This window comes from Streptomyces tibetensis, from assembly GCF_007655005.1.
Lineage (GTDB): Bacteria > Actinomycetota > Actinomycetes > Streptomycetales > Streptomycetaceae > Streptomyces > Streptomyces tibetensis.
In genome coordinates this window covers 22752-43968 of record NZ_SZVW01000005.1, presented here as the reverse complement: position 1 = coordinate 43968, position 21217 = coordinate 22752, and the positions used below count along the sequence as shown (strand labels likewise).

21 protein-coding genes are annotated in these 21217 nt (G+C 71.4%); 8 read left to right on the top strand and 13 right to left on the bottom strand.

The window, feature by feature from the left end:
* Positions 1-5: 5 nt before the first annotated feature.
* Positions 6-1943, top strand: a complete 1938-nt coding sequence (gene pknB / locus FDO69_RS09560) for a Stk1 family PASTA domain-containing Ser/Thr kinase (protein WP_167526558.1) — start codon at positions 6-8, stop codon at positions 1941-1943.
* A 44-nt stretch (positions 1944-1987) separates the two neighbouring features.
* A complete protein-coding gene (locus FDO69_RS09555; protein ID WP_104779328.1) occupies positions 1988-2866 on the top strand; it encodes a deoxyribonuclease IV in 879 nt (292 codons plus the stop codon).
* Between the two features lie 41 nt (positions 2867-2907).
* Here FDO69_RS09555 and FDO69_RS09550 read toward each other — a convergent pair whose 3' ends face one another.
* Complete coding sequence (locus FDO69_RS09550; protein ID WP_104779327.1) at positions 2908-3558, bottom strand: sulfite oxidase-like oxidoreductase; 651 nt, start codon at positions 3556-3558, stop codon at positions 2908-2910.
* A gap of 175 nt (positions 3559-3733) precedes the next feature.
* Between FDO69_RS09550 and bfr the strand changes: the two genes are divergently transcribed.
* Entirely contained in the window at positions 3734-4210 is a 477-nt protein-coding gene (bfr, locus tag FDO69_RS09545) for a bacterioferritin (protein ID WP_104779326.1), read from the top strand.
* A gap of 6 nt (positions 4211-4216) precedes the next feature.
* On the opposite strand, the gene FDO69_RS09540 is transcribed toward bfr, so the two are convergent.
* Both FDO69_RS09540 and FDO69_RS09535 read right to left on the bottom strand, forming a co-directional pair.
* A complete protein-coding gene (locus tag FDO69_RS09540; protein ID WP_170320859.1) occupies positions 4217-4441 on the bottom strand; it encodes a (2Fe-2S)-binding protein in 225 nt (74 codons plus the stop codon).
* A 158-nt stretch (positions 4442-4599) separates the two neighbouring features.
* Positions 4600-5952, bottom strand: a complete 1353-nt coding sequence (locus FDO69_RS09535; RefSeq protein ID WP_104779324.1) for a class II 3-deoxy-7-phosphoheptulonate synthase — start codon at positions 5950-5952, stop codon at positions 4600-4602.
* A gap of 96 nt (positions 5953-6048) precedes the next feature.
* Between FDO69_RS09535 and FDO69_RS43005 the strand changes: the two genes are divergently transcribed.
* Positions 6049-6105 carry a trp operon leader peptide gene (locus FDO69_RS43005; RefSeq protein WP_078602827.1) on the top strand — a complete coding sequence of 19 codons (57 nt, stop codon included), beginning with the start codon at positions 6049-6051 and terminating at the stop codon, positions 6103-6105.
* Between the two features lie 107 nt (positions 6106-6212).
* Complete coding sequence (locus tag FDO69_RS09525) at positions 6213-8078, top strand: anthranilate synthase family protein (RefSeq protein WP_104779323.1); 1866 nt, start codon at positions 6213-6215, stop codon at positions 8076-8078.
* A gap of 255 nt (positions 8079-8333) precedes the next feature.
* Here FDO69_RS09525 and FDO69_RS09520 read toward each other — a convergent pair whose 3' ends face one another.
* The 4 genes from FDO69_RS09520 to FDO69_RS09505 are packed head-to-tail and all read right to left on the bottom strand — an operon-like array spanning position 8334 to position 12238.
* Positions 8334-9362: a 6-phosphofructokinase gene (locus FDO69_RS09520; protein WP_104779322.1), complete on the bottom strand. Its 1029-nt coding sequence runs from the start codon at positions 9360-9362 to the stop codon at positions 8334-8336.
* 53 nt (positions 9363-9415) lie between these two features.
* Positions 9416-10105, bottom strand: coding sequence for a response regulator (locus tag FDO69_RS09515; protein ID WP_104779321.1), 690 nt, complete (start codon positions 10103-10105; stop codon positions 9416-9418).
* Complete coding sequence (macS, locus tag FDO69_RS09510) at positions 10102-11328, bottom strand: MacS family sensor histidine kinase (RefSeq protein ID WP_104779320.1); 1227 nt, start codon at positions 11326-11328, stop codon at positions 10102-10104. Before macS ends, FDO69_RS09515 begins: the two co-directional genes overlap by 4 nt.
* Positions 11329-11356: 28 nt before the next feature.
* The gene (locus FDO69_RS09505; protein WP_234387896.1) at positions 11357-12238 is read right to left on the bottom strand and encodes a lysophospholipid acyltransferase family protein; all 882 of its coding nucleotides are present in this window, start codon (positions 12236-12238) and stop codon (positions 11357-11359) included.
* A gap of 203 nt (positions 12239-12441) precedes the next feature.
* Here FDO69_RS09505 and FDO69_RS09500 point away from each other — a divergent pair, with 203 nt between their 5' ends.
* Both FDO69_RS09500 and FDO69_RS09495 read left to right on the top strand, forming a co-directional pair.
* Positions 12442-13239: an alpha/beta hydrolase gene (locus FDO69_RS09500; RefSeq protein WP_104779319.1), complete on the top strand. Its 798-nt coding sequence runs from the start codon at positions 12442-12444 to the stop codon at positions 13237-13239.
* Positions 13232-13867: a hypothetical protein gene (locus FDO69_RS09495; protein ID WP_104779318.1), complete on the top strand. Its 636-nt coding sequence runs from the start codon at positions 13232-13234 to the stop codon at positions 13865-13867. The genes FDO69_RS09500 and FDO69_RS09495 overlap by 8 nt, the downstream gene beginning before the upstream one ends.
* Here FDO69_RS09495 and FDO69_RS09490 read toward each other — a convergent pair.
* The 6 genes from FDO69_RS09490 to FDO69_RS09465 form a co-directional block, all read right to left on the bottom strand.
* Positions 13864-14649: an endonuclease/exonuclease/phosphatase family protein gene (locus FDO69_RS09490; protein ID WP_104779317.1), complete on the bottom strand. Its 786-nt coding sequence runs from the start codon at positions 14647-14649 to the stop codon at positions 13864-13866. The genes FDO69_RS09495 and FDO69_RS09490 overlap by 4 nt on opposite strands.
* Before the next feature lie 109 nt (positions 14650-14758).
* The gene (locus FDO69_RS09485) at positions 14759-15712 is read right to left on the bottom strand and encodes an ROK family glucokinase (protein ID WP_104779316.1); all 954 of its coding nucleotides are present in this window, start codon (positions 15710-15712) and stop codon (positions 14759-14761) included.
* Positions 15713-15844: 132 nt separating this feature from the next.
* Positions 15845-16345 (bottom strand): DUF5304 domain-containing protein, encoded by a 501-nt coding sequence (locus tag FDO69_RS09480; RefSeq protein WP_104779315.1) that lies wholly within the window; start codon positions 16343-16345, stop codon positions 15845-15847.
* 128 nt (positions 16346-16473) lie between these two features.
* A complete protein-coding gene (locus FDO69_RS09475) occupies positions 16474-17643 on the bottom strand; it encodes an ArsA family ATPase (RefSeq protein ID WP_104779314.1) in 1170 nt (389 codons plus the stop codon).
* Between the two features lie 108 nt (positions 17644-17751).
* Complete coding sequence (locus FDO69_RS09470; RefSeq protein WP_104779313.1) at positions 17752-18189, bottom strand: SRPBCC family protein; 438 nt, start codon at positions 18187-18189, stop codon at positions 17752-17754.
* 107 nt (positions 18190-18296) lie between these two features.
* Positions 18297-19094, bottom strand: coding sequence for a metallophosphoesterase family protein (locus FDO69_RS09465; RefSeq protein WP_104779312.1), 798 nt, complete (start codon positions 19092-19094; stop codon positions 18297-18299).
* A 297-nt stretch (positions 19095-19391) separates the two neighbouring features.
* Here FDO69_RS09465 and FDO69_RS09460 point away from each other — a divergent pair, with 297 nt between their 5' ends.
* Positions 19392-21188, top strand: a complete 1797-nt coding sequence (locus FDO69_RS09460) for an AMP-dependent synthetase/ligase (protein ID WP_104779311.1) — start codon at positions 19392-19394, stop codon at positions 21186-21188.
* The last annotated feature ends 29 nt before the right edge of the window (positions 21189-21217 follow it).

The following is a 21217-nucleotide window of genomic DNA, read 5'->3' as shown; positions in this document are numbered from 1 at the left end:
CCTGCGTGGACACGACCCTTCAGGACCCCTTGGTCGGGCAGGTGCTCGACGGCCGGTATCGCATCGATTCGCGGATCGCGGTCGGCGGGATGGCCACGGTCTACCGGGCCGTGGACACCCGGCTCGACCGGGTCCTCGCGCTCAAGGTGATGCACCCCTCGCTCGCGGTCGACGCCTCGTTCGTCGAGCGGTTCATCCGCGAGGCGAAGTCGGTGGCCCGGCTGGCCCATCCGAACGTGGTGCAGGTCTTCGACCAGGGCACCGACGGCTCGTACGTCTACCTGGCGATGGAGTACGTGGCGGGCTGCACCCTGCGGGACGTGCTGCGCGAGCGCGGGGCCCTGCAGCCGCGTGCGGCCCTGGACATCCTGGAGCCGGTGCTTGCCGCCCTGGGCGCGGCGCACCGCGCCGGATTCGTGCACCGCGACATGAAGCCCGAGAACGTCCTGATCGGGGACGACGGGCGGGTCAAGGTCGCCGACTTCGGCCTGGTCCGGGCCGTGGACACGGTGACGAACACCACCGGCACCGTGCTCGGCACGGTCTCGTACCTCGCCCCGGAGCAGATAGAGGACGGCACCGCCGATCCCCGCGTCGACGTGTACGCGTGCGGCGTGATGCTGTACGAGATGCTGACCGGCGACAAGCCGCACGACGGGGACTCCCCCGCCGTGATCCTCTACAAGCACCTGCACGAGGACGTGCCCCCGCCCTCGGCCGCCGTGCCCGGCATGGCGTACGAGCTGGACGCGATGGTGGCCTCGGCGACGGCCCGCACCCCGGCCCTTCGCCCGCACGACGCGGTGGCGCTGCTCGCGCAGGTCCGTGACGGACGCGGCCGGCTGGACGAGGGGCAGCTGGACGCGGTGCCGCCGCAGGCGCTCGCGGTGGACCACGACAACGGCGACGACCGGACGACCGTGATCCCGCGCGCCCTGACCACGCCCCGCCCGCTGCCGGTCGACGAGGACGAGGAGGCCTCCGGGCCTGCTCTCAATCGCACCACCCGCTTCGCCTCCCCGCCGCCACCGCCGTCCCGGCGTCGCCGCCCGGGATTCCGGCGCGGCCCGGCGGCGATCGCCGTGGCCGTCCTGCTCGTGCTCGGCCTCGGCGCCGGGATCTGGTACATCAACTCCGGCCAGTTCACCAAGGTCCCGCCGCTGCTGTCGAAGACCCAGGCGCAGGCCGAGGACCGGCTGGAGGACGCCGGGCTCGAGGTCGGCAAGGTCAGCCACGCCCACAGCGACACCGTCAAGCGCGGCACGATCATCGGCACCAACCCCGAGCCGGGCGCCCGTATCCGCCTCAAAGACTCCGTGTCGTTCACCATCTCCGACGGCCCCGATACCGTGCGCGTACCCGCCCTGGCGGGCCGGAAGCTGGGCACGGCGCAGGACCAGCTGAGGGACGACGGGCTGGAGCCCGGCATGGTCACCCGGGAGTTCAGCGAGGACGTGCCGCGCGGCTCGGTGGTCTCCGCGCGCCCGGCCGACGGCACGAAGGTGCGCGCGGGCACGGCCGTCGCGCTGGTCGTCAGCAAGGGCGCCCCCATCGACATCCCCGATGTCACGGGCTCGGACGAGGCCGACGCGCGATCCGAGCTGACCGAGGCCGGCCTCAAGGTGAAGATCGCCACCGAGCGGGTCAACTCCTCCGAGTACGACAAGGGCCAGGTGGTCCGCCAGACGCCGAAGTCCGGCATCCGGGCGGCCGAGGGCGACACGGTGACGCTGACGTTGTCGAAGGGCCCCGAGATGATCGAGGTCCCGGACGTGGTCGGCGACAGCGTCGACGACGCCAGGCAGGCGCTGGAGGGCGCCGGGTTCGAGGTCGACGAGGACCGCGGGCTGTTCGGCATCTTCGGGGACACCGTCAAGGGTCAGTCCGTCGAGGGCGGCGAGACCGCGCCCAAGGGCTCGACGATCACCATCAAGATCAGGTGAGGCCCGCGGACGGGACAGGGCCGGACGCATGACACCCTGAACGGGTGAACAGTCAGCTGTCCGGCCCCTCCCGCAACCCCGTGGGCGGCCATGTCCCCGTGGCCGGTGGCCTCCACTCCGTCGGCCTGTCGTACGCCCGTGATCTTCAGGCGGAGGCCGTCCAGGTCTTCGTCGCCAACCCGCGCGGCTGGGCCACTCCGACCGGGAACCCCAAGCAGGACGAAGCGTTCCGCGCGGCGTGCGCGGACGGGTCGATCCCGGCGTACGTGCACGCCCCCTACCTGATCAACTTCGGTTCGCACACCGAGGCGACCGTGGAGCGGTCGGTGGAGTCGCTGCGGCACTCACTGCGGCGCGGTCGGGAGATCGGGGCGCTGGGCGTGGTCGTGCACACCGGCAGCGCGACCGGCGGCCGGGAGCGGTCGGTGGCGCTGAAGCAGGTGCGCGAGCATCTGCTGCCGCTGCTGGACGAGCTGACCCACGACGACGACCCTCTCCTGCTGCTGGAGTCGACGGCCGGCCAGGGCGCCTCGCTGTGCTCACGGACGTGGGACTTCGGCCCGTACTTCGAGGCGCTGGACGCCCATCCGATGCTCGGCGTGTGCCTGGACACCTGCCACATCTACGCCGCCGGGCACGACCTGACCGGTCCGAGCGGTATGCACCGGACGCTGGACCTGCTGGTGGACACGGTCGGCGAGGGCCGGCTGAAGCTGATCCACGCCAACGACTCCAAGGACGTGGTGGGAGCGCACAAGGACCGGCACGAGAACATCGGCGTCGGCCACATCGGCGAGGACCCGTTCCGGGCGCTGATGACGCACCCCGCGACCGCGGGCGTGCCGCTGATCATCGAGACGCCGGGCGGCAAGCAGGGGCACGCGGCCGACGTGGAGCGGCTGAAGAAGCTGCGCGACGGCTGAGCCCGCCGGCTACGACCGAGTCCGTCCGCGACGGCTGGTCCTCAGAGGTCGGGCCCGTCCCCCGGCAGCTCCTGGTAGGAGTAGCGCTGTTCCCGCCAGGGGTCGCCCACGTTGTGGTAGCCGCGCTCCTCCCAGAAGCCCCGCCGGTCGGCGGTCATGTACTCCACACCGCGCACCCACTTGGGGCCCTTCCAGGCGTAGAGGTGGGGGACGACCAGGCGCAGCGGGAAGCCGTGCTCGGCGGTGAGCAGCTCGCCGTCCTTGTGGGTGGCGAACAGGACCTGCTCGTCGGCGAAGTCGGACAGCCGGAGGTTGGAGCTGAATCCGTACTCGGCCCACACCATCACATGGGTGACGTCGTCCGCGGGCGGGGCGAGGTCGAGGACCGTGCGGGCGGGGATGCCGCCCCACTCGGCGCCCAGCATGCTGAACTTCGTGACGCAGTGCAGATCGGCCACGACGGTGGTGTGGGGCAGGGCCGTGAACTCCTCGTGCGTCCAGCAGTGCTTGCCGCCGCCGGCGGTGGCGCCGAAGACCCGGAACTCCCAGCGCTCGGGCCGGAACTTGGGGACGGGCCCGTAGTGCGTGACCGGCCAGCCGCGCTGCAGCCGCTGGCCCGGGGGCAGCTCCGGCTGCGCCGCTCCTGCTGGATCGCGCCCTTCTCCCGATTCGTGTTCCAGCGGCTGACCCATGACTCCATCCTGACAGACCCCGGGTGGTGCCCCCTACCGAGGCCACTCCGGAACGGACAAACTCGACTAAGCATGCCCTTACTTACTAAGTGCAGACTTACTGGACGATCTTCTTCACCAGTGGAATCATGCGGCGCAACCTGCCAGTTCCCCCCGCGCGGAAGGAGCCTCTGCGATGCAGGGCGACCCCGAGGTCCTCGAATTCCTCAACGAGCAGCTGACCGGCGAGCTGACGGCGATCAACCAGTACTGGCTGCACTACCGGATCCAGGACAACAACGGCTGGACCAAGCTCGCCAAGTACACGCGTGAAGAATCCATCGACGAGATGAAGCACGCGGACAAGATCACCGAGCGCATTCTCATGCTGGACGGCCTGCCCAATTACCAGCGGCTCTTCCATGTCCGGGTCGGCCAGACGGTCACCGAGATGTTCCAGGCGGACCGGCAGGTCGAGGTCGAGGCGATCGACCGGCTCAGGCGCGGTATCGAGGTGATGCGCAGCAAGGGCGACGTCACCTCCGCGAACCTCTTCGAGTCCATCCTCGAGGACGAGGAGCACCACATCGACTACCTGGACACGCAGCTGGAGCTGATCGACAAACTGGGTGAGGCGCTGTACATCGCGCAGCAGATCGAGCAGCCGAGCTAGCCGGGGTCAGGCGGCGTCTTCGAGGTCCGAGAGCACCGGCCGGCCCTGGTCGGTCAGGTCGCGGCGCGGGCAGGCTCCCCTGCCCAGGATCGCCTGGATGCGGCGTACACAGGAGCCGCAGTCGGTGCCCGCCTTGCAGGCGGAGGCTATCTGGCGGGGGGTGCAGGCGCCGCCGTCCGCGTGCTGCTTGACCTGCTGCTCGGTGATGCCGAAGCAACTGCAGACGTACACGCGGTCCACCTCCCGACGGGTCGTTCCCGGATCTGCCACCCCCGTTGATCGGTGAGGCTAACCTAACCTTACCCGTCGGGTCGGGAGCGGAAAAGTGGAGTGGGGCGCGGATCGTGTGATCCGCGCCCCAGTCCGTGCCCGGGTAACAGGCGGACCTGCTACTGGTCCCTGTACATCTCGGCCACGAGGAACGCCAGGTCGAGCGACTGGCTGCGGTTGAGCCGCGGGTCGCAGGCCGTCTCGTAGCGCTGGTGCAGATCGTCGACGAAGATCTCGTCGCCGCCGCCCACGCACTCCGTGACGTCGTCGCCGGTGAGCTCCACGTGGATGCCGCCCGGGTGGGTGCCGAGGGCCTTGTGGACCTCGAAGAAGCCCTTGACCTCGTCGAGCACGTCGTCGAAGCGGCGGGTCTTGTGCCCGGAGGCCGCCTCGAAGGTGTTGCCGTGCATCGGGTCGGTCACCCAGGCGACGGTCGCGCCGGAGGCGGTGACCTTCTCCACCAGCTCGGGGAGCTTGTCGCGGACCTTGTCGGCACCCATGCGGACGATGAACGTCAGCCGGCCCGGCTCCCGCTCGGGGTCGAGGCGCTCGATGTACTGCAGCGCGTCCTCGGCCGTCGTCGTCGGGCCCAGCTTGATGCCGACCGGGTTGCGGATCTTCGAGGCGAACTCGATGTGCGCGTGGTCGAGCTGCCGGGTGCGCTCACCGATCCACACCATGTGCCCGGAGACGTCGTACAGCTGCCCGGTGCGCGAGTCGACCCTGGTCAGCGCGGACTCGTAGTCGAGCAGCAGCGCCTCGTGCGAGGCGTAGAACTCGACCGTCTTGAACTCCTCCGGGTCGGTCCCGCAGGCGTGCATGAAGTTCAGGGCGTTGTCGATCTCGCGCGCCAGCTGCTCGTAGCGCTGCCCCGAGGGGGACGACTTCACGAAGTCCTGGTTCCAGGCGTGCACCTGGCGCAGGTCGGCGTAGCCGCCGGTGGTGAAGGCGCGCACCAGGTTCAGCGTGGAGGCGGACGCGTGGTACATCCGCTTCAGCCGCTCGGGGTCCGGGACGCGGGCCTCTTCGGTGAAGTCGAAGCCGTTGACGGAGTCGCCGCGGTACGTCGGCAGCGTCACACCGTCGCGGGTCTCGGTGGGCTTGGAGCGCGGCTTGGAGTACTGCCCGGCGATCCGGCCGACCTTCACGACGGGCACGGACGCGGCGTACGTGAGCACGGCGCCCATCTGGAGCAGCGTCTTCAACTTGTTGCGGATGTGGTCGGCGGACACCGCGTCGAAGGCCTCGGCGCAGTCGCCGCCCTGGAGGAGGAACGCCTCTCCCTTGGCGACGGCCGCCATCCGGGCGCGCAGCTGGTCGCACTCGCCCGCGAAGACGAGCGGCGGATACGACTCGAGGTCCGCAACGACTGCGCGCAGAGCCTCGGTGTCGGGGTACTCGGGCTGCTGCGCCGCGGGCAGGTTTCGCCAGGTGTTGCCAGCACTCGCGCTGGTCTTAGCGTTCACGGTCACACCACCAACATTACGGGGTCGTGTCGGGCGTCCTGACCCATGCCCAGGAAGTGAGACGCCCCGAACACCTCTCGGACGTGCGGTAGGGTGCGTCGCATGTTCGCGCACTCGATCCAGACCTGGTGGTGGACCGCTCATCCGGCGGCCCGCTGACTGCGCGTACTCACGACTTCGCGAAGGCCGCCCGAGGGGCGGCCTTCGGTGTTTCCCGGGGTCCGTTCCTCTCTCTCACCGAGACTCACCGAGATGGAGCACGGACCATGAACCTGCTCGGCTTGCCGGACGACTCCCGTCCGTTCGCCCTGCTGCGCCGCCGCACCCCGGGCCACGACCACGATCTGGTCGAGGTCCTGATCGGCCCGGTCGCCCCGTACCACCGGCTCGCCGACCTCCCCGACCGGAGCCTCGCGCTGGTGCCCTTCCGGCAGATCCGCGAGCGCGGCTTCGACGTCCGCGACGACGGCACGCCCCTGCTGGCACTCACGCCCGAGGAGTCGTACACCGTCCCGCTGGCTGACGCCCTCCAGCAGCTCCCGGCGCACGACGTGCGCGTCGAGGGCGGTGGCTTCGACCTCGCCGACGAGGAGTACGGCGAGATCGTCGGGCGCGTGCTGCGGGAGGAGATCGGGCGGGGCGAGGGCGCGAACTTCGTGATCCGGCGGACGTACGAGGGCGAGATCCCCGGCTTCGGCCGGGCCGACGCGCTGGCGCTGTTCCGGCGGCTGCTGGAGGGTGAGCGCGGGGCGTACTGGACGTTCGTCGTGCACACCGGGGACCGCACGCTGGTCGGGGCCAGCCCCGAGGTGCACGTCCGGATGTCCGGCGGCACGGTCGTCATGAACCCGATCAGCGGCACCTACCGCTATCCCGCCGAGGGGCCGACGCCGGAGCACCTGCTGGACTTCCTCGCCGACGGCAAGGAGATCGAGGAGCTGTCGATGGTCGTCGACGAGGAGCTCAAGATGATGTGCACCGTCGGCGACATGGGCGGAGTGGTCGTCGGGCCCCGGCTGAAGGAGATGGCGCACCTCGCGCACACCGAGTACGAGCTGCGCGGCAGGTCCACGCTGGACGTGCGGGAGGTGCTGAAGGAGACCATGTTCGCGGCGACCGTCACCGGCTCGCCGGTGCAGAACGCCTGCCGGGTGATCGAGCGGCACGAGAGCGGGGGGCGGGGGTACTACGCGGGTGCCCTGGCTCTGATCGGCCGGGACGCGGGCGGGGTCCAGACCCTCGACTCCCCCATCCTGATCCGCACCGCCGACATCGACGCGGGCGGGCGGCTGCGGGTGCCGGTCGGCGCGACCCTCGTGCGCGGCTCGGACCCGGCGAGCGAGGTGGCCGAGACGCACGCGAAGGCTGCGGGCGTGCTCGCGGCCCTGGGAGTGGGGCCGTCCCGGCCGCGTGCCGAGCACACCCGACCGTGCCTCGCCGACGACCCTCGTGTGCGGGCCGCGCTGGACGGACGCCGGGCCTCGCTCGCGCCCTTCTGGTTGCGGATGCAGGAACGCTCGCCGGAACCGGCGGGGCACGCCCTGGTCGTCGACGGCGAGGACACCTTCACGGCGATGCTCGCGCACCTGCTGCGCGCGAGCGGCCTGGAGGTGAGTGTGCGGCGGTACGACGAGCCGGGGCTGCGGGAGGCGGTGCTCGGGCACGAGGGTCCGGTGGTGCTGGGTCCCGGGCCGGGGGACCCGTCCGACCTGGCGGATCCGAAGATGCGGTTCCTGCGCTTCCTCACCGCCGAGGTGATCAGGGGCGAACGGCAGGGCGTGCTGGGCGTCTGCCTCGGGCACGAGCTGATCGCGGCCGAGCTGGGACTGGACATCGTGCGCAAGGACGTGCCCTTCCAGGGGGCGCAGACGGAGGTCGGACTGTTCGGGCGGCGGGAGACCGTCGGGTTCTACAACAGCTTCGTGGCGCGCTGCGACGACGAGGCGGCGGCCGAGCTGTCGGCCCACGGGGTCGAGGTCTCGCGCGCGGCCGATGGTGAGGTGCACGCCCTGCGCGGCGCGCGCTTCGCCGGGGTCCAGTTCCACCCGGAGTCGGTGCTGACGCTGAACGGGGCCGCGATCGTGCGGGAGCTGGTGGGGCAGCTGCGGGGGACGAGCGCGCCGTCGGTGTAGCGCGGGCCGGTCGGGGCCGCACGGCCCCGGCCGCACACCGGAGGCCCTGCGGTCAGCCGAAGAACACCCCGGCCGGCACGGGGGGGCGGGGCCGTCAGCCGAAGAACACCCCGACCGGCACGGGGAGCGGGGCCGCCAGCTGAAGAACACCCCGACCGGCACGGGGAGCGGGGCCGCCAGCTGAAGGACATCCCGGCCGGCACGGGGGGGCGGAGCCGCCAGCGAAGGACACCCCGACCGGCACGGACCGGGCCGTCAGCCGAAGAAGACCCCGACCTCCTCGTACAGCGCGGGGTCGACCGTCTTCAGGCGGGCCGTCGCGTCCGCGAGGGGGACGCGGACGATGTCGGTGCCTCGCAGGGCGACCATCCGGCCGAAGTCGCGGTCCCGGACGCAGTCGATGGCGTGCAGACCGAAGCGGGTGGCGAGCCAGCGGTCGAAGGCGCTGGGGGTGCCGCCACGCTGGACATGCCCCAGGACCGTCGTCCGGGCCTCCTTCCCGGTGCGCTTCTCGATCTGCTTGGCGAGCCACTCGCCCACCCCGGACAGCCGCACGTGCCCGAAGGAGTCCAGGGACTGGTCCTTGAGGACCATGTCACCGTCCTTCGGCATCGCTCCCTCGGCGACCACCACGATCGGCGCGTACGACGCCCGGAAGCGGGAGGTCACCCACGCGCACACCTGCTCGACGTCGAAGCGCTGCTCGGGGATGAGGATGACGTTGGCGCCGCCGGCCAGGCCGGAGTGGAGGGCGATCCAGCCGGCGTGCCGGCCCATCACCTCGACGACCAGAACCCGCATGTGGGACTCGGCGGTGGTGTGCAGCCGGTCGATGGCCTCGGTCGCGATGCCGACGGCGGTGTCGAAGCCGAAGGTGTAGTCGGTGGCGGACAGGTCGTTGTCGATGGTCTTCGGAACGCCCACGCAGGGCACGCCGTGCTCGTCGGACAGGCGGGCGGCCACGCCCAGGGTGTCCTCGCCGCCGATCGCGATGAGCGCCTCCACCTCCAGTCCGGCGAGGGTCTCCTTGATCCGGCGGATACCGTTCTCCACCTTCAGCGGGTTGGTCCGCGAGGAGCCGAGAATCGTGCCGCCACGGGGCAGGATGCCGCGCACCGCGGGGATGTCGAGCCGGACGGTGTCGCCTTCCATGGGTCCTCGCCAGCCGTCCCGGAAGCCGGTGAAGTCATAGCCGTACTCCTGCACGCCCTTGCGGACGGCGGCCCGGATGACGGCGTTGAGGCCGGGGCAGTCGCCGCCTCCGGTCAGTACTCCGACGCGCATGGAACAGTCCCTTCGCCGCAGGTACCTGACGAAAGGTCAGTGTGACGTGCGCCTCACTCGTCGTCGAGGCCGCGCTCTATCGCGTACCTCACGAGCTCCACGCGATTGTGCAGCTGGAGCTTGCCGAGGGTGTTCTGGACGTGGTTCTGCACCGTGCGGTGGGAGATGACCAGGCGTTCGGCGATCTGCTTGTAGCTCAGGCCCTTGGCGACCAGGCGCAGCACCTCGGTCTCGCGGTCGGTGAGCCGGGGCGCCTTGGGTTCGCCGGTGTCGGCCGCGGGGGCGGGTTCGCAGGCCAGGCGGCGGTACTCGCCGAGGACCAGTCCGGCGAGGCCGGGGGTGAAAACCGGGTCGCCGACGGCCGTGCGGCGGACCGCATCCTGCAGTTCCGCGGTGGAGGCGGACTTCAGCAGATAGCCGGTCGCGCCGGACTTCACGGCCTCCAGGACGTCGGCGTGCTCGCCGCTCGCCGACAGCACGAGCACCCGCAGGGCGGGGTTCGCGGCGACGACCTCCTTGCAGACCTGCACGCCGGGCTTGGCCGGCAGGTTCAGGTCGAGCACGAGGACGTCGGGTGCGGCGGCCTTGGCGCGGCGTACGGCCTGGTCGCCGTCGCCCGCGGTGGCGACCACCTCGAAGCCCGACTCGGCCAGGTCGCGGGCGACCGCGTCGCGCCACATCGGGTGGTCGTCGACGACCATGACCTTGATCGGGTCCTGCCCGTCTCCGGTGGTCTCCGTCATCGCTGCTCCGCCTTCCCCCGTGTGCTCGTCGCGTCCTTCGGTACCTTCAGCTCGACCTCCGTGCCCTGGCCCGGCACCGAGATCAGCTCCGCGCTGCCGCCGAGGTCACGCAGCCGGCCGCGGATCGACAGGGCGACACCCAGCCGCCCCTCGTCCTCGGCCTGGTCGAGCCGTCCCTCCGGGATGCCGGGCCCGTCGTCCCGCACGGTGACGATCACCTCGTCCGGCTCGTCCTCGACCAGGATCCAGGCGCGCGCGTCCTGACCGGCATGACGGCGGACGTTGTCCAGGGCGGCTCCGACGGCGGCGGCCACCTCCCGGGCGGCACCCGGCGCCAGCGGCACGGGCGCGCCGGGCTCGGCGAGGCTGACCAGGGCGCCCGCGTACGGCGCGAGCAGGGCGCGCAGGTCGATGGGTCCGCTCTCCTCCGGCTCCTCGTCGACGGCTCGTACGACCGCTCCCTGGGCGGCGTCCTCCGACACGCGGGAGACGGGTACGAGGCCGCCGGAGACCAGGGTGCGCAGCGCGACCTCCTGCTCACCGGCCATCCGGCCCAGCTCGGCCGCCTCTCCACCGATCACCGCTCCGCGGCGCTGCACCATCGCCAGCACCTGGAGCACGCTGTCGTGGATGTCCCGGGCCAGACGCTCGCGCTCGCGGGTGGTGGCCTCGATCTCCAGGGCGCGGGCGAGGGTGCGCTCGGAGGCGCGGGCGACCTCGACGACGTAGCCGATGGCGACGGAGGCGATGCAGACCAGGATGACGTTGTGGACGGTGTCACGGGCCGGGCTGCCGCGCTCGACCAGGTTGGCGACGGCCACCAGGCCGGAGGCGAGGGCCGCCCAGCGCCAGCCGCCCTTGACGGCGAAGGCGAGGACGGCGCCCGCGGTCCATATCGACGGCAGGGTCGGGCCGCCCGACTGGACCCGCTCGTGCGCGTCGGCGACGGGTGTGAGCAGGATGCCGGTGAGGGCGATGGTCAGGTCGGCGGCGAGGAACCCCTTGGTGCAGCGGGCCGCGTTCGCGACCCGGGGCAGCGTGGCCAGGGTCCAGCCGCACAGCACGGCGTAGTAGGCGACGGCGACCCAGGGGCGGGCGAACTCCTCGTAGGCGGTGGCGAACAGGCCGACCGCGTACAGCATCGTGAGCACCCGGTAGCCGGTGAGCGCACGCCACAGGGGCTGCTCGACCGACATCCTCATGACGCGCTCGCGCTTGGCCATCTCCCCCGCCCCCCGACCCGAGCCCCGGCTAGGGCTCGGTCCGCCGCTGCTCCGCCTGCTGTTCCGTCTGCTTCTGCTTCTCGGCCTGTTCCTTCGCCGCCTGTTCCCGCTCGGCCTGTTGCCCGCCGGCCTGTTCCCGCTCGGCCTGTTCCCGCTCGGCCTTCTCCTTCTCGGCCTGTTCCTTCTCCGCCCGTGCGAGGGCGGCCTTGGCCGCCTTCTCGGCTTCCTTCTCCGCCTTCGCCGCTTCCGTGAGCTGCCGCTTCATGGCCGTGGCGTACATGTCGACGTATTCCTGGCCGGAGAGGTTCATGATCTCGTACATGACCTCGTCGGTCACGGCGCGCAGCACGAACCGGTCGTGCTCCATGCCCTGGTAGCGGCTGAAGTCCAGGGGCTTGCCGATCCGGATGCCGGGCCGCATCAGCTTCGGCATGACCTTCCCGGGCGGCTGGATCTTCTCCGTGTCGATCATGGCGACGGGGATGACGGGCGCGCCGGTGGCGAGCGCCACGCGCGCGAGGCCGCCCGGCTTGCCCCGGTAGAGCCGTCCGTCGGGCGAGCGCGTGCCCTCCGGGTAGATCCCGAACAGCTCACCGCGCTCCAGCACCTCTATGCCGCTCTTGATGGCGGCCTCGCCCGCGCCGCGCGCACCGGAGCGGTCCACCGGGAGCTGCCCGACCCCCTTGAAGAAGGCGGCCGTCATCCGGCCCTTCACACCGGGCGTGGTGAAGTACTCGGCCTTCGCGATGAAGGTGACCTTCCGGTCGAGGACGGCGGGCAGGAAGAACGAGTCGGAGAACGACAGGTGATTGCTCGCCAGGATCGCAGCGCCCTCGGCGGGTACGTTCTCCAGGCCCTCCACCCAGGGCCTGAAGGCGAGCTTCAGTGGACCCCCGATGGTGACCTTCATCGCGCCGTACAACAACCGAGTGCCTCCTGTAGGTGTCGATCAGACCTTAACCCGGAGCGCTGTCAAAGGCGCCGACGGCCCTGGTCGGTGTCAGTGCGGTCGCGTACGGTGAAGGTCCCGCGAACGCCGTGCGACCCCTTCCATGACGTTCCGTGACATTCCGTGATCGTGCCAGTCCCTTCTCACCGACCAGGAGGCCGAAGGTGCCGGTCCTTGCCGGAGCCGAGCCGTTTCACCACGAGGGCGGAGAGGTCGCCGTCCTCCTCTGCCACGGCTTCACCGGATCACCGCAGTCGCTGCGCCCCTGGGCGGAGCACCTCGCCGAGCACGGCTTGACCGTCTCCCTGCCGCTGCTGCCCGGGCACGGCACGCGCTGGGAGGACCTGCGGATCACCGGCTGGCAGGACTGGTACGCGGAGGTGGACCGCGAGCTGCGTCTGCTGTGCGAGCGCCGCGAGACGGTTTTCGTGGCCGGTCTGTCGATGGGCGGCGCGCTGGCCCTGCGGCTGGCCGCGAAGCACGGCGACGCCGTCCGCGGTGTCATGGTCGTCAACCCCGCGAACAAGGTGCACGGCCTGGCCGCGCACGCCCTGCCGGTGGTGCGCCACCTCGTCCCCGCGACGAAGGGCATCGCCAGCGACATCGCCAAGCCGGACGGCAAGGAGCTCGGCTACGACCGGGTGCCGCTGCACGCGGCGCACTCGCTGCGGCAGTTCTTCCAGGCCACGGACCGTGATCTGCCGCAGGTCACCCAGCCGGTGCTGCTGCTGCGCAGCCCGCAGGACCATGTGGTGCCGCCCGTCGACTCGGCCCGGATCCTCAGCCGTATCTCCTCGACGGACGTGAAAGAGGTCATCCTGGAACAGAGCTACCACGTCGCCACGTTGGACCATGACGCGGACCGGATCCACGAGGAGAGCCTCGCGTTCATCGGCCGCATCGCGTCCGGCCTCGGCGAGGAGCCCGGGCTCGGCAAGGAAGGGACGACCGCAGGTGGCTGAGCACGACTCCGACCGCGAAGGCCGGGAGCCGGACGACAAGGGCGTCCCCTTCGACGAGGAGGCCGCCTGGGCGGCGATCGTCGCCGGGTACGGCGAGGAGCCGCCGGACCCGCCGGGCGCCAAGCCGTTCAAGTCCATCGAGGACCTGGCACTGCCCGCGACCGGGACCAACGACACCGTGCTGGACGGCGACCGGGGCGAGACGGCCGTGAAGTCCGGGGACGCCGTGAAGCCGGTCGAGTCGGAGGAGGCCGAGAGGCCCGGGCCCGGGCAGGATCCCGTGAAGCCCCTGGGCGGCTCGGTCTCCTTCGCGCCCGGCGTCGGCCCGCGTGACTACTCCACGCCCGAGCCCGCCGAGGACGACTTCGACGAGGACGACGAAGGCCACTTCGTGCCCCCGGAGCCGCCCCCGCTGCCCACCGGCGACCCGACGGCCAAGTTCGCCTGGCTCGGCGTGCTCGGCGGGCCGGTGCTGCTCCTGCTGGCCGTGCTGCTCGGCTGGGACATGACCTGGTGGCTGGCCACGCTGGGGATCGGCGGGTTCCTCGGCGGGTTCGCGACGCTGGTGATGCGGATGCGCACGGACGACGAGGAGGACGACGACCCCGGGCGGGGCGCGGTCGTCTAGGGCCCGTCGTTCGGGCCTGATCCGAACGACAGGCCTTGGGAAGCCGGGACTCTGAGGGCGGCCAGGACCGGGAGGTGGTCCGTGGCCGCCCTCAGGTCCGCGTCGGACACCCCCGGCTGCCCGGACGGAACGCCGCAGCCCAGCACCTCGATGCCCTTCGTCGCGAAGATCGCGTCGATGCGCTGGTAGGGGTCGGTGGGTGTCCAGGTGTGCTCGCCGCCCCAGGGGGCCGCGGCCCGGCAGTCGGTCAGGGCGTCGGCCAGTCGGCGGAAGGCCGGGCCGTCGGGGCGTTCGTTGAGGTCACCGCCGACGATCGCGTGCTGCACTCCCATACCGGCGAGCCGGTCCAGGAGCATGCCGGACTGCTCGTAGCGCTCGTCCTTCTGCAGGGACAGGTGGCAGCTGAGGACGCCGAGGCGGGCGCCGGCGAGACGGACGACCGCGGTGGCGAAGCCGCGGCGGTGCAGGCCCGGGGTGGGGGGCAGGAGGATGTCCTCGGTGCGTTCGACGCTCGCCCGGAGCGAGCTGAGGATCGCCGGTCCTGTGGTGGTGGCGCCGCCGGTGACGATCACGAGGTCGGAGGCGAGGGCCAGGCGGGCGAGTTTCTTGCGCCAGCGGAAGAAGCGGGGGGCTTCCTGGATGAGGACGAGGTCGGGCTCGCACGCCCTGATGACGCGGGCCAGGGCGTCGGTGTCGTCGCGCATGGAGCGGATGTTGTAGCCGAGGACCCTGATGACTGCGGAACCGTCGGGTTCTGTACGCGAGTTGGGGAGCAGCGACATGTGATCAATTTACGCCCGACGCGGGCGGGGCGCGGGGATGGTGCGCGAGTGCCGGTGGTACGTGGCTGATCGCGCAGTTCCCCGCGCCCCAAGAACAAATCAGAGGCGTTTACATGATCGGGTCGGGCTCGCGGGCCAGGTCCGCCGCGCCCACCAGGCCTGCCTTGTTGCCCAGTTCCGCCGCTCTGACCTCCGCCACCGGGCGCCAGTTGCCGCCGACCAGCCAGCGCTTGTAGGACTTGCGGATCGGGCCCAGGACCAGTTCGCCCTCGTCGGAGAGACCGCCGCCGACGATGAACGCGGAGGGGTCGAAGAGCGAGGCCAGGTCGGCGAGGCCCGCGCCGACCCAGCGGGCCAGTTCGCGGTAGGAGTCGACGGCCACCCGGTCGCCCTGGCGGGCGGCCATGGAGATGTGCTTGCCCTCGATGCCCTCGGGCGTGCCGTTGCCGAGGCCGAGCAGGGTCTCGGCGTTCTCGGGGGTGGCGTTGGCGCGCTGCTTGGCGTACCGGACGAGGGCGCGGCCGGAGGCGTACTGCTCCCAGCAGCCCTGCGAGCCGCAGCCGCACAGCAGGCCGTCCGGCACCATGCGGATGTGGCCGAACTCGGCGGCCACGCCGAAGTGCCCGCGGCGCAGCTTGTTGCCGATGATGATGCCGCCGCCGAGGCCGGTGCCCAGGGTGATGCAGATGACGTTGCGGTGGCCCTTGCCGGCCCCGAACTTGTACTCGCCCCACGCCGCGGCGTTCGCGTCGTTCTCCACGACCACCGGGAGGCCCACGCGGGCCTCGACCTTGTTCTTGAGCGGCTCGTTGCGCCAGTGGATGTTGGGCGCGAAGTAGACCTCGGAGCGCTGCCGGTTCACGTAGCCGGCGGCACCGATGCCCACGCCGACGATGTCGTGACCGACGCGTGCGCCGTCCACCGCCGAAGCGATGGCGTCCACGATGCCCTCAGCCGTGCCCGGGGTCGGCACCTTGTGGGTCGAGAGGATGTTGCCGTCCTCATCGACCACGCCGGCCGCGATCTTCGTGCCGCCGATGTCGACGCCGATGGTGAGTCCCATGAATCCCTCAGTTTCGGTCGAGCCCCGCTACGGCCAACGGTACCCGAGGCATGTCACCGGGTTCGCTGTCGTCCGCACGCTGGGCACCCCGGGATGCCGTACCGGGGCCGCCTCTCGGCCGGGTCCGGGGACTCAGTCCAGGTCGATGCGCTCCCCGGGGCCGGCGTCGTCGCCGCCGTCCCGGCGTTCGCCCCGGTCACGGGGGTCGTGCTGGTCGTCGCGGCCGGTCCAGCGGCCTTCCTGGGCCTGAACGGCGGAGCGGTAGGCGGCGAGCAGTTCGTTCCCGGCCGCGGCCAGGTGGTCGAAGACGTCCGGGTTGCGCTCGATGACGGGTTCCACGGCGTCCTTGGCCTGCTGCACGACCTGTCGTACGACCTGCTGGGCGGCGGGTCCCGCGACCGCGCCGAGCAGCGGGGACTGGACGCCGGACAGCTTCTCGGCGACGGCGTCGACGAGTTTCTTCAGTTCCTCGGCCGCGGAGCCGGGGGGCGTGCCGTGCTCGGCGCGGCGGCGGGCCTTCTCCGCCTGGAGGTCCTCGGCGCACGCGGTCGCCCAGGCGTCGGCGTCGCTCGCCCGCACGTCGTCCGCGGCCCCTTCCCGGGCGGCGCCGGACGGAGGGAGATCTTCGCTCATCACGGCCTCCTGACTACGGTTCGTCCCTACGACGTTACCCGAACGGGCGTACCGGGTTCACGGGCCCGTACCGGCCGTGTTCGCCCCCTTTCCTCCCCCTGCCTTCTCCCCCCTTCCGTCCCCTCGTCTCACCGGCCCTGCGGCCACAGCTTCGGGTCGGGCGCGAAGCGGATGCACAGCTCGCCGTCGCGCAGGGCGGCCCCGTCGACGGTGCAGCGGCGCAGTGCGGAGGGCAGCGGGACGATCCGGCGGAACGTCCCCGCCGTGACGAGGAGTTCGTCGCCGCGCCGGACGAGGTCGAGTTCCTCGCGTATGGCGCCGGGCAGCGGGATCCGCCAGACGAGCACGCCGTCCTCGCCGAGCCGGTCGGTCACGGGCCAGTCGGCGGCGGGCGCCGCCTGCTCGGTGCCGGGCACGGCGAGGGCGGTGAGGTCGTCGGTGCCGCGCGGGTCGCGCCCCAGGTGGGCGACGGTGCGGACGGCGCAGGTCTCGCGCCACTCCTCCAGCGTCTTGCGCTGCTGGGCGACCGGGCCGGCGAGCCAGGTGTCCGGGGAGGCCTCGGGCAGGACGCGGTTGGCGACCACGACGTCGGTGCGCAGACCCCGCAGGGCGAGGCCGAGTCGGGCGGTGCGCAGCATGTCGTCGCCGGCCGGGCCGGGCTCGGCGACCAGGCGCACGACGGTGCCGCGGTCGGCGACGACCGCTTCGACGGCGGCCAGTTCCAGGTCCCAGCGTGCTGCCGTCTCGTAGAGCCACTCGGCGGGCATGGGGACGCCGGCGAGGCGGCCCAGGACGGGGCGCAGCGCGCGGGCGGCCTGCCGTTCGGGCGGGAGGAGGCGGCGCAGGTAGCGGCGGAGTTCCTCGGGCAGGGCGAGCAGGGCGAGGGCCTCGGGGGCCGGGGGGAGGTCGACGACGAGGGTGTCGTACTTGTCCGACAACGCGGCGTCGCGCAGGGCGCGCAGCAGCGCGAGTTCCCCGGCGCCGGGCAGGGGGGTGAGCTCCTCGGGGTCGAGGTGGGAGGCGCCGAGCAGGTCCAGAGCGGAGGAGGCACGGTCCTGGAGGGCGGCGAGGTCCCTGCGGAAGTCCCCGGCGGGGTCGGGGCGCCAGGCGGTGAGACGGGGTGCGGCCTCGACCGGCTTCGGCCCCGTGGGCACGCCCAGGGCGGCACCGAGGGTGTCGGTACGGTCGGTGCCGAGGACGAGGGTGCGGCCGCCCTCGCGGGCGGCGGTGAGCGCGGTGGCAGCGGCGAGTGTGGTGCGCCCGCTGCCGCCGGGGCCCATGATCAGGATGGTGCGCATGGGGATGAACGCTAACCCAGACGCCCTGAAGGGGCGCGGGGAACGGCGCGAGCGACCATGGTGCGCCCGCACCGAACCATGCGCGGGTGCCCCGGCGGCGCCATGCGATCAGGCAGACTCGACCCGCTTCTTCAGCCCCGCCAGCGCCCGGTCGATGATGACCTTCTCCGCCTTGCGCTTGATCATGCCGAGCATGGGGATCTTGACGTCCACGGTCAGCAGGTAGGTGACCTCCGTGCCGCCCGCGCCGGACGGCTTGAGGACGTACGAGCCGTCCAGGGAACGCAGCATCTGGGACTTCACCAGCGTCCAGGACACCTCGTTCTCGCCGGTCCAGGTGTATCCGAGGACCTGGTCGTCCTTGATCGCGCCCGCGTCCATGACGAGGCGGACCTGCTCGGCGCGGCCCTGGGCGTCGGTCTTGAGGACCTCCGCCTCCTTCACCTCGCCGGTCCAGTCCGGGTAGCGGGCGAAATCGGCGATGACCGCCATGACGTCGGCCGGGGCCGCCTCGATGGTGATGCTCGAGCTGGTGTGTTCCGCCATCGCCGTGGCTCCTCCAGATGCGGGCCGGTATGAGTCGTGCGCACGAGTGCGCAGCGTGAAGGCTACCGCGAGGGGGACCCGCGGATCTCACCCGACCTGGGGCGTCCTCACCACTCCAGTGCCCAGGGCGTCCCGCTGCCCGCGAAGTGCCCCACGTTCACGCACTCGGTCGCCCCGATCCGCATCCGTCGCACCAGCGGCTGGTGGACGTGCCCGAAGAGGGAGTAACGGGGCCGGGTGCGGCGGATGGCGTCCAGCAGGGCCCGGCTGCCGCGTTCGAAACGGCGGGCGACGGTGTCGTAGACCAGCTCGGGGACCTCGGGCGGGATGTGGGTGCAGAGCACGTCGACCTCGCCCACGGCCTCGATCTTCGCCGCGTACTCCTCGTCGCTGATCTCGTACGGCGTCCGCATCGGCGTGCGCAGGCCGCCGCCGACGAAGCCGAAGACCCGGCCGCCGATCTCGACGCGCTCACCGTCGAGGACGGTCGTGCCGGGGCCCGCGTACTCCCGCCACAGGGTCGGCATGTCGACGTTGCCGTAGGTGGCGTACGTAGGAGTGGGGAAGGCGCTGAACAGCTCGGCGTACTGCTTGCGCACCGCCTTCTCGATCACCGTGGCGCGGTCGCCCTGGAGGCCGGCCCACAGCTCGGCCCCGAACACCCGGGCCTCCTCGAAGCGGCGGGCGGTGCGCAGCGCGACGATGCGGTCGGCGTTCTCGACGCCGAACAGGTCGGGGAAGATGCCGCGCGAGTGGTCGGCGTAGTCGAGGAAGAGGACGAGGTCGCCCAGGCAGATCAGGGCGTCGGCACCCTCGCCGGCCCTGGCCAGGTCGCGGGCGTTGCCGTGCACGTCGCTGACCACGTGTACGCGCGTCCGGTGGTTGCCGGCTGGTGTGGGTGCCATGACGATCAAGCGTAGGTCGCGCGCTGCGGTTGTGAACAGTGGCGGCCCTACCTGCGGTTACTGGCCAGTCAGTTAGCAGGTGGACTACTGTGCGCAAAGGAATACCCAAGTGTGTGACGCAGCGAACATCTCGACGGGACCCCCTGTCGTAGAAGCCATACCGGCGGGTAACGTCCGGCCAGTCCAGTCGTGCTCTGCATTTCAACAAGTGAATGCGCGAGCACTTCCCCGAGCCTTGGACCGCACCGTCGCAGCACACACCGTCGTGGCGCCGGCGCCCTATGAGGAGCAGCAGTCTTGCGCGAGTTCAGCCTTCCGGCTTTGTACGAGGTCCCTGCGGACGGAAATCTGACCGACATCGTCCGCAGAAACGCCGCGCAGCACCCGGACGTCGCCGTCATCGCCCGCAAGGTCGGCGGCAGCTGGCAGGACGTCACGGCCACCACGTTCCTCGCCGAGGTGCACACGGCGGCGAAGGGGCTGATCGCCGCCGGGGTACAGCCGGGCGACCGGGTGGGTCTGATGTCCCGCACCCGTTACGAGTGGACGCTGCTGGACTTCGCGATCTGGAGCGCGGGCGCGGTGACCGTGCCGGTGTACGAGACCAGTTCGGCGGAGCAGGTGCAGTGGATCCTCGGCGATTCGGGCGCGACCGCCTGTGTCGTGGAGTCGGACGCCCACTCGGCCGCGATCGAGTCGGTGCGCGACCGGCTTCCGGCGCTCAAGCACGTGTGGCAGATCGACGGCGGCGGCATCGACGAGCTGGGCCGGCTCGGCCAGGACGTCACCGACGAGACGGTCGAGGAGCGCGGCTCGTTCGCCAAGGCCGACGACCCGGCGACCATCGTCTACACCTCCGGCACCACCGGCCGCCCCAAGGGCTGTGTGCTCACCCACCGCAGCTTCTTCGCCGAGTGCGGCAACATCGTCGAGCGGCTGCGTCCGCTGTTCCGCACGGGCGAGTGCTCGGTGCTGCTCTTCCTGCCGCTCGCGCACGTCTTCGGCCGGCTGGTGCAGATCGCGCCCATGATGGCGCCGATCAAACTGGGCACGGTCCCGGACATCAAGGACCTCACCGACGAGCTGGCCGCGTTCCGTCCGACGCTGATCCTCGGTGTGCCGCGCGTCTTCGAGAAGGTCTACAACTCGGCGCGCGCCAAGGCCCAGGCGGACGGCAAGGGCAAGATCTTCGACAAGGCCGCCGACACCGCGATCGCCTACAGCAAGGCGCTGGACACCCCCTCGGGCCCGTCGCTCGGCCTGAAGATCAAGTACAAGACGTTCGACAAGCTCGTCTACAGCAAACTCCGCGCGGTCCTCGGCGGCCGGGGCGAGTACGCCATCTCCGGCGGCGCCCCGCTCGGCGAGCGCCTCGGCCACTTCTTCCGCGGCATCGGCTTCACGGTGCTGGAGGGCTACGGCCTGACGGAGTCCTGCGCGGCCACCGCGTTCAACCCCTGGGACCGGCAGAAGATCGGCACGGTCGGCCAGCCGCTGCCCGGCTCGGTGGTGCGCATCGCCGACGACGGCGAGGTGCTGCTGCACGGCGAGCACCTGTTCAAGGAGTACTGGAACAACCCCGGCGCGACCGCCGAGGCGCTGGCCGACGGCTGGTTCCACACCGGTGACATCGGCACCCTCGACGAGGACGGCTACCTCAGGATCACCGGCCGCAAGAAGGAGATCATCGTCACCGCGGGCGGCAAGAACGTCGCCCCGGCCGTGATCGAGGACCGCATCCGGGCGCACGCGCTGGTCGCGGAGTGCATGGTGGTGGGCGACGGGCGGCCGTTCGTGGGCGCGCTGATCACCATCGACGAGGAGTTCCTGGGCCGTTGGTGCTCCGACCACGGCAAGCCGGCGGGTGCCACCGCGGCGTCGCTGAGCGAGGACCCGGACCTGCTGGCCGCGATCCAGGCGGCGATCGACGACGGCAACGCCGCGGTGTCGAAGGCGGAATCGGTGCGGAAGTTCCGCATTCTGAACTCCCAGTTCACGGAGGAGTCGGGCCACCTGACGCCGTCGCTGAAGCTGAAGCGCAACGTGGTGGCGAAGGACTACGCGCACGAGATCGAGGCGATCTACGCGAAGTGACTCTCGCGGGGCCGGCCTCCACGTGGTGC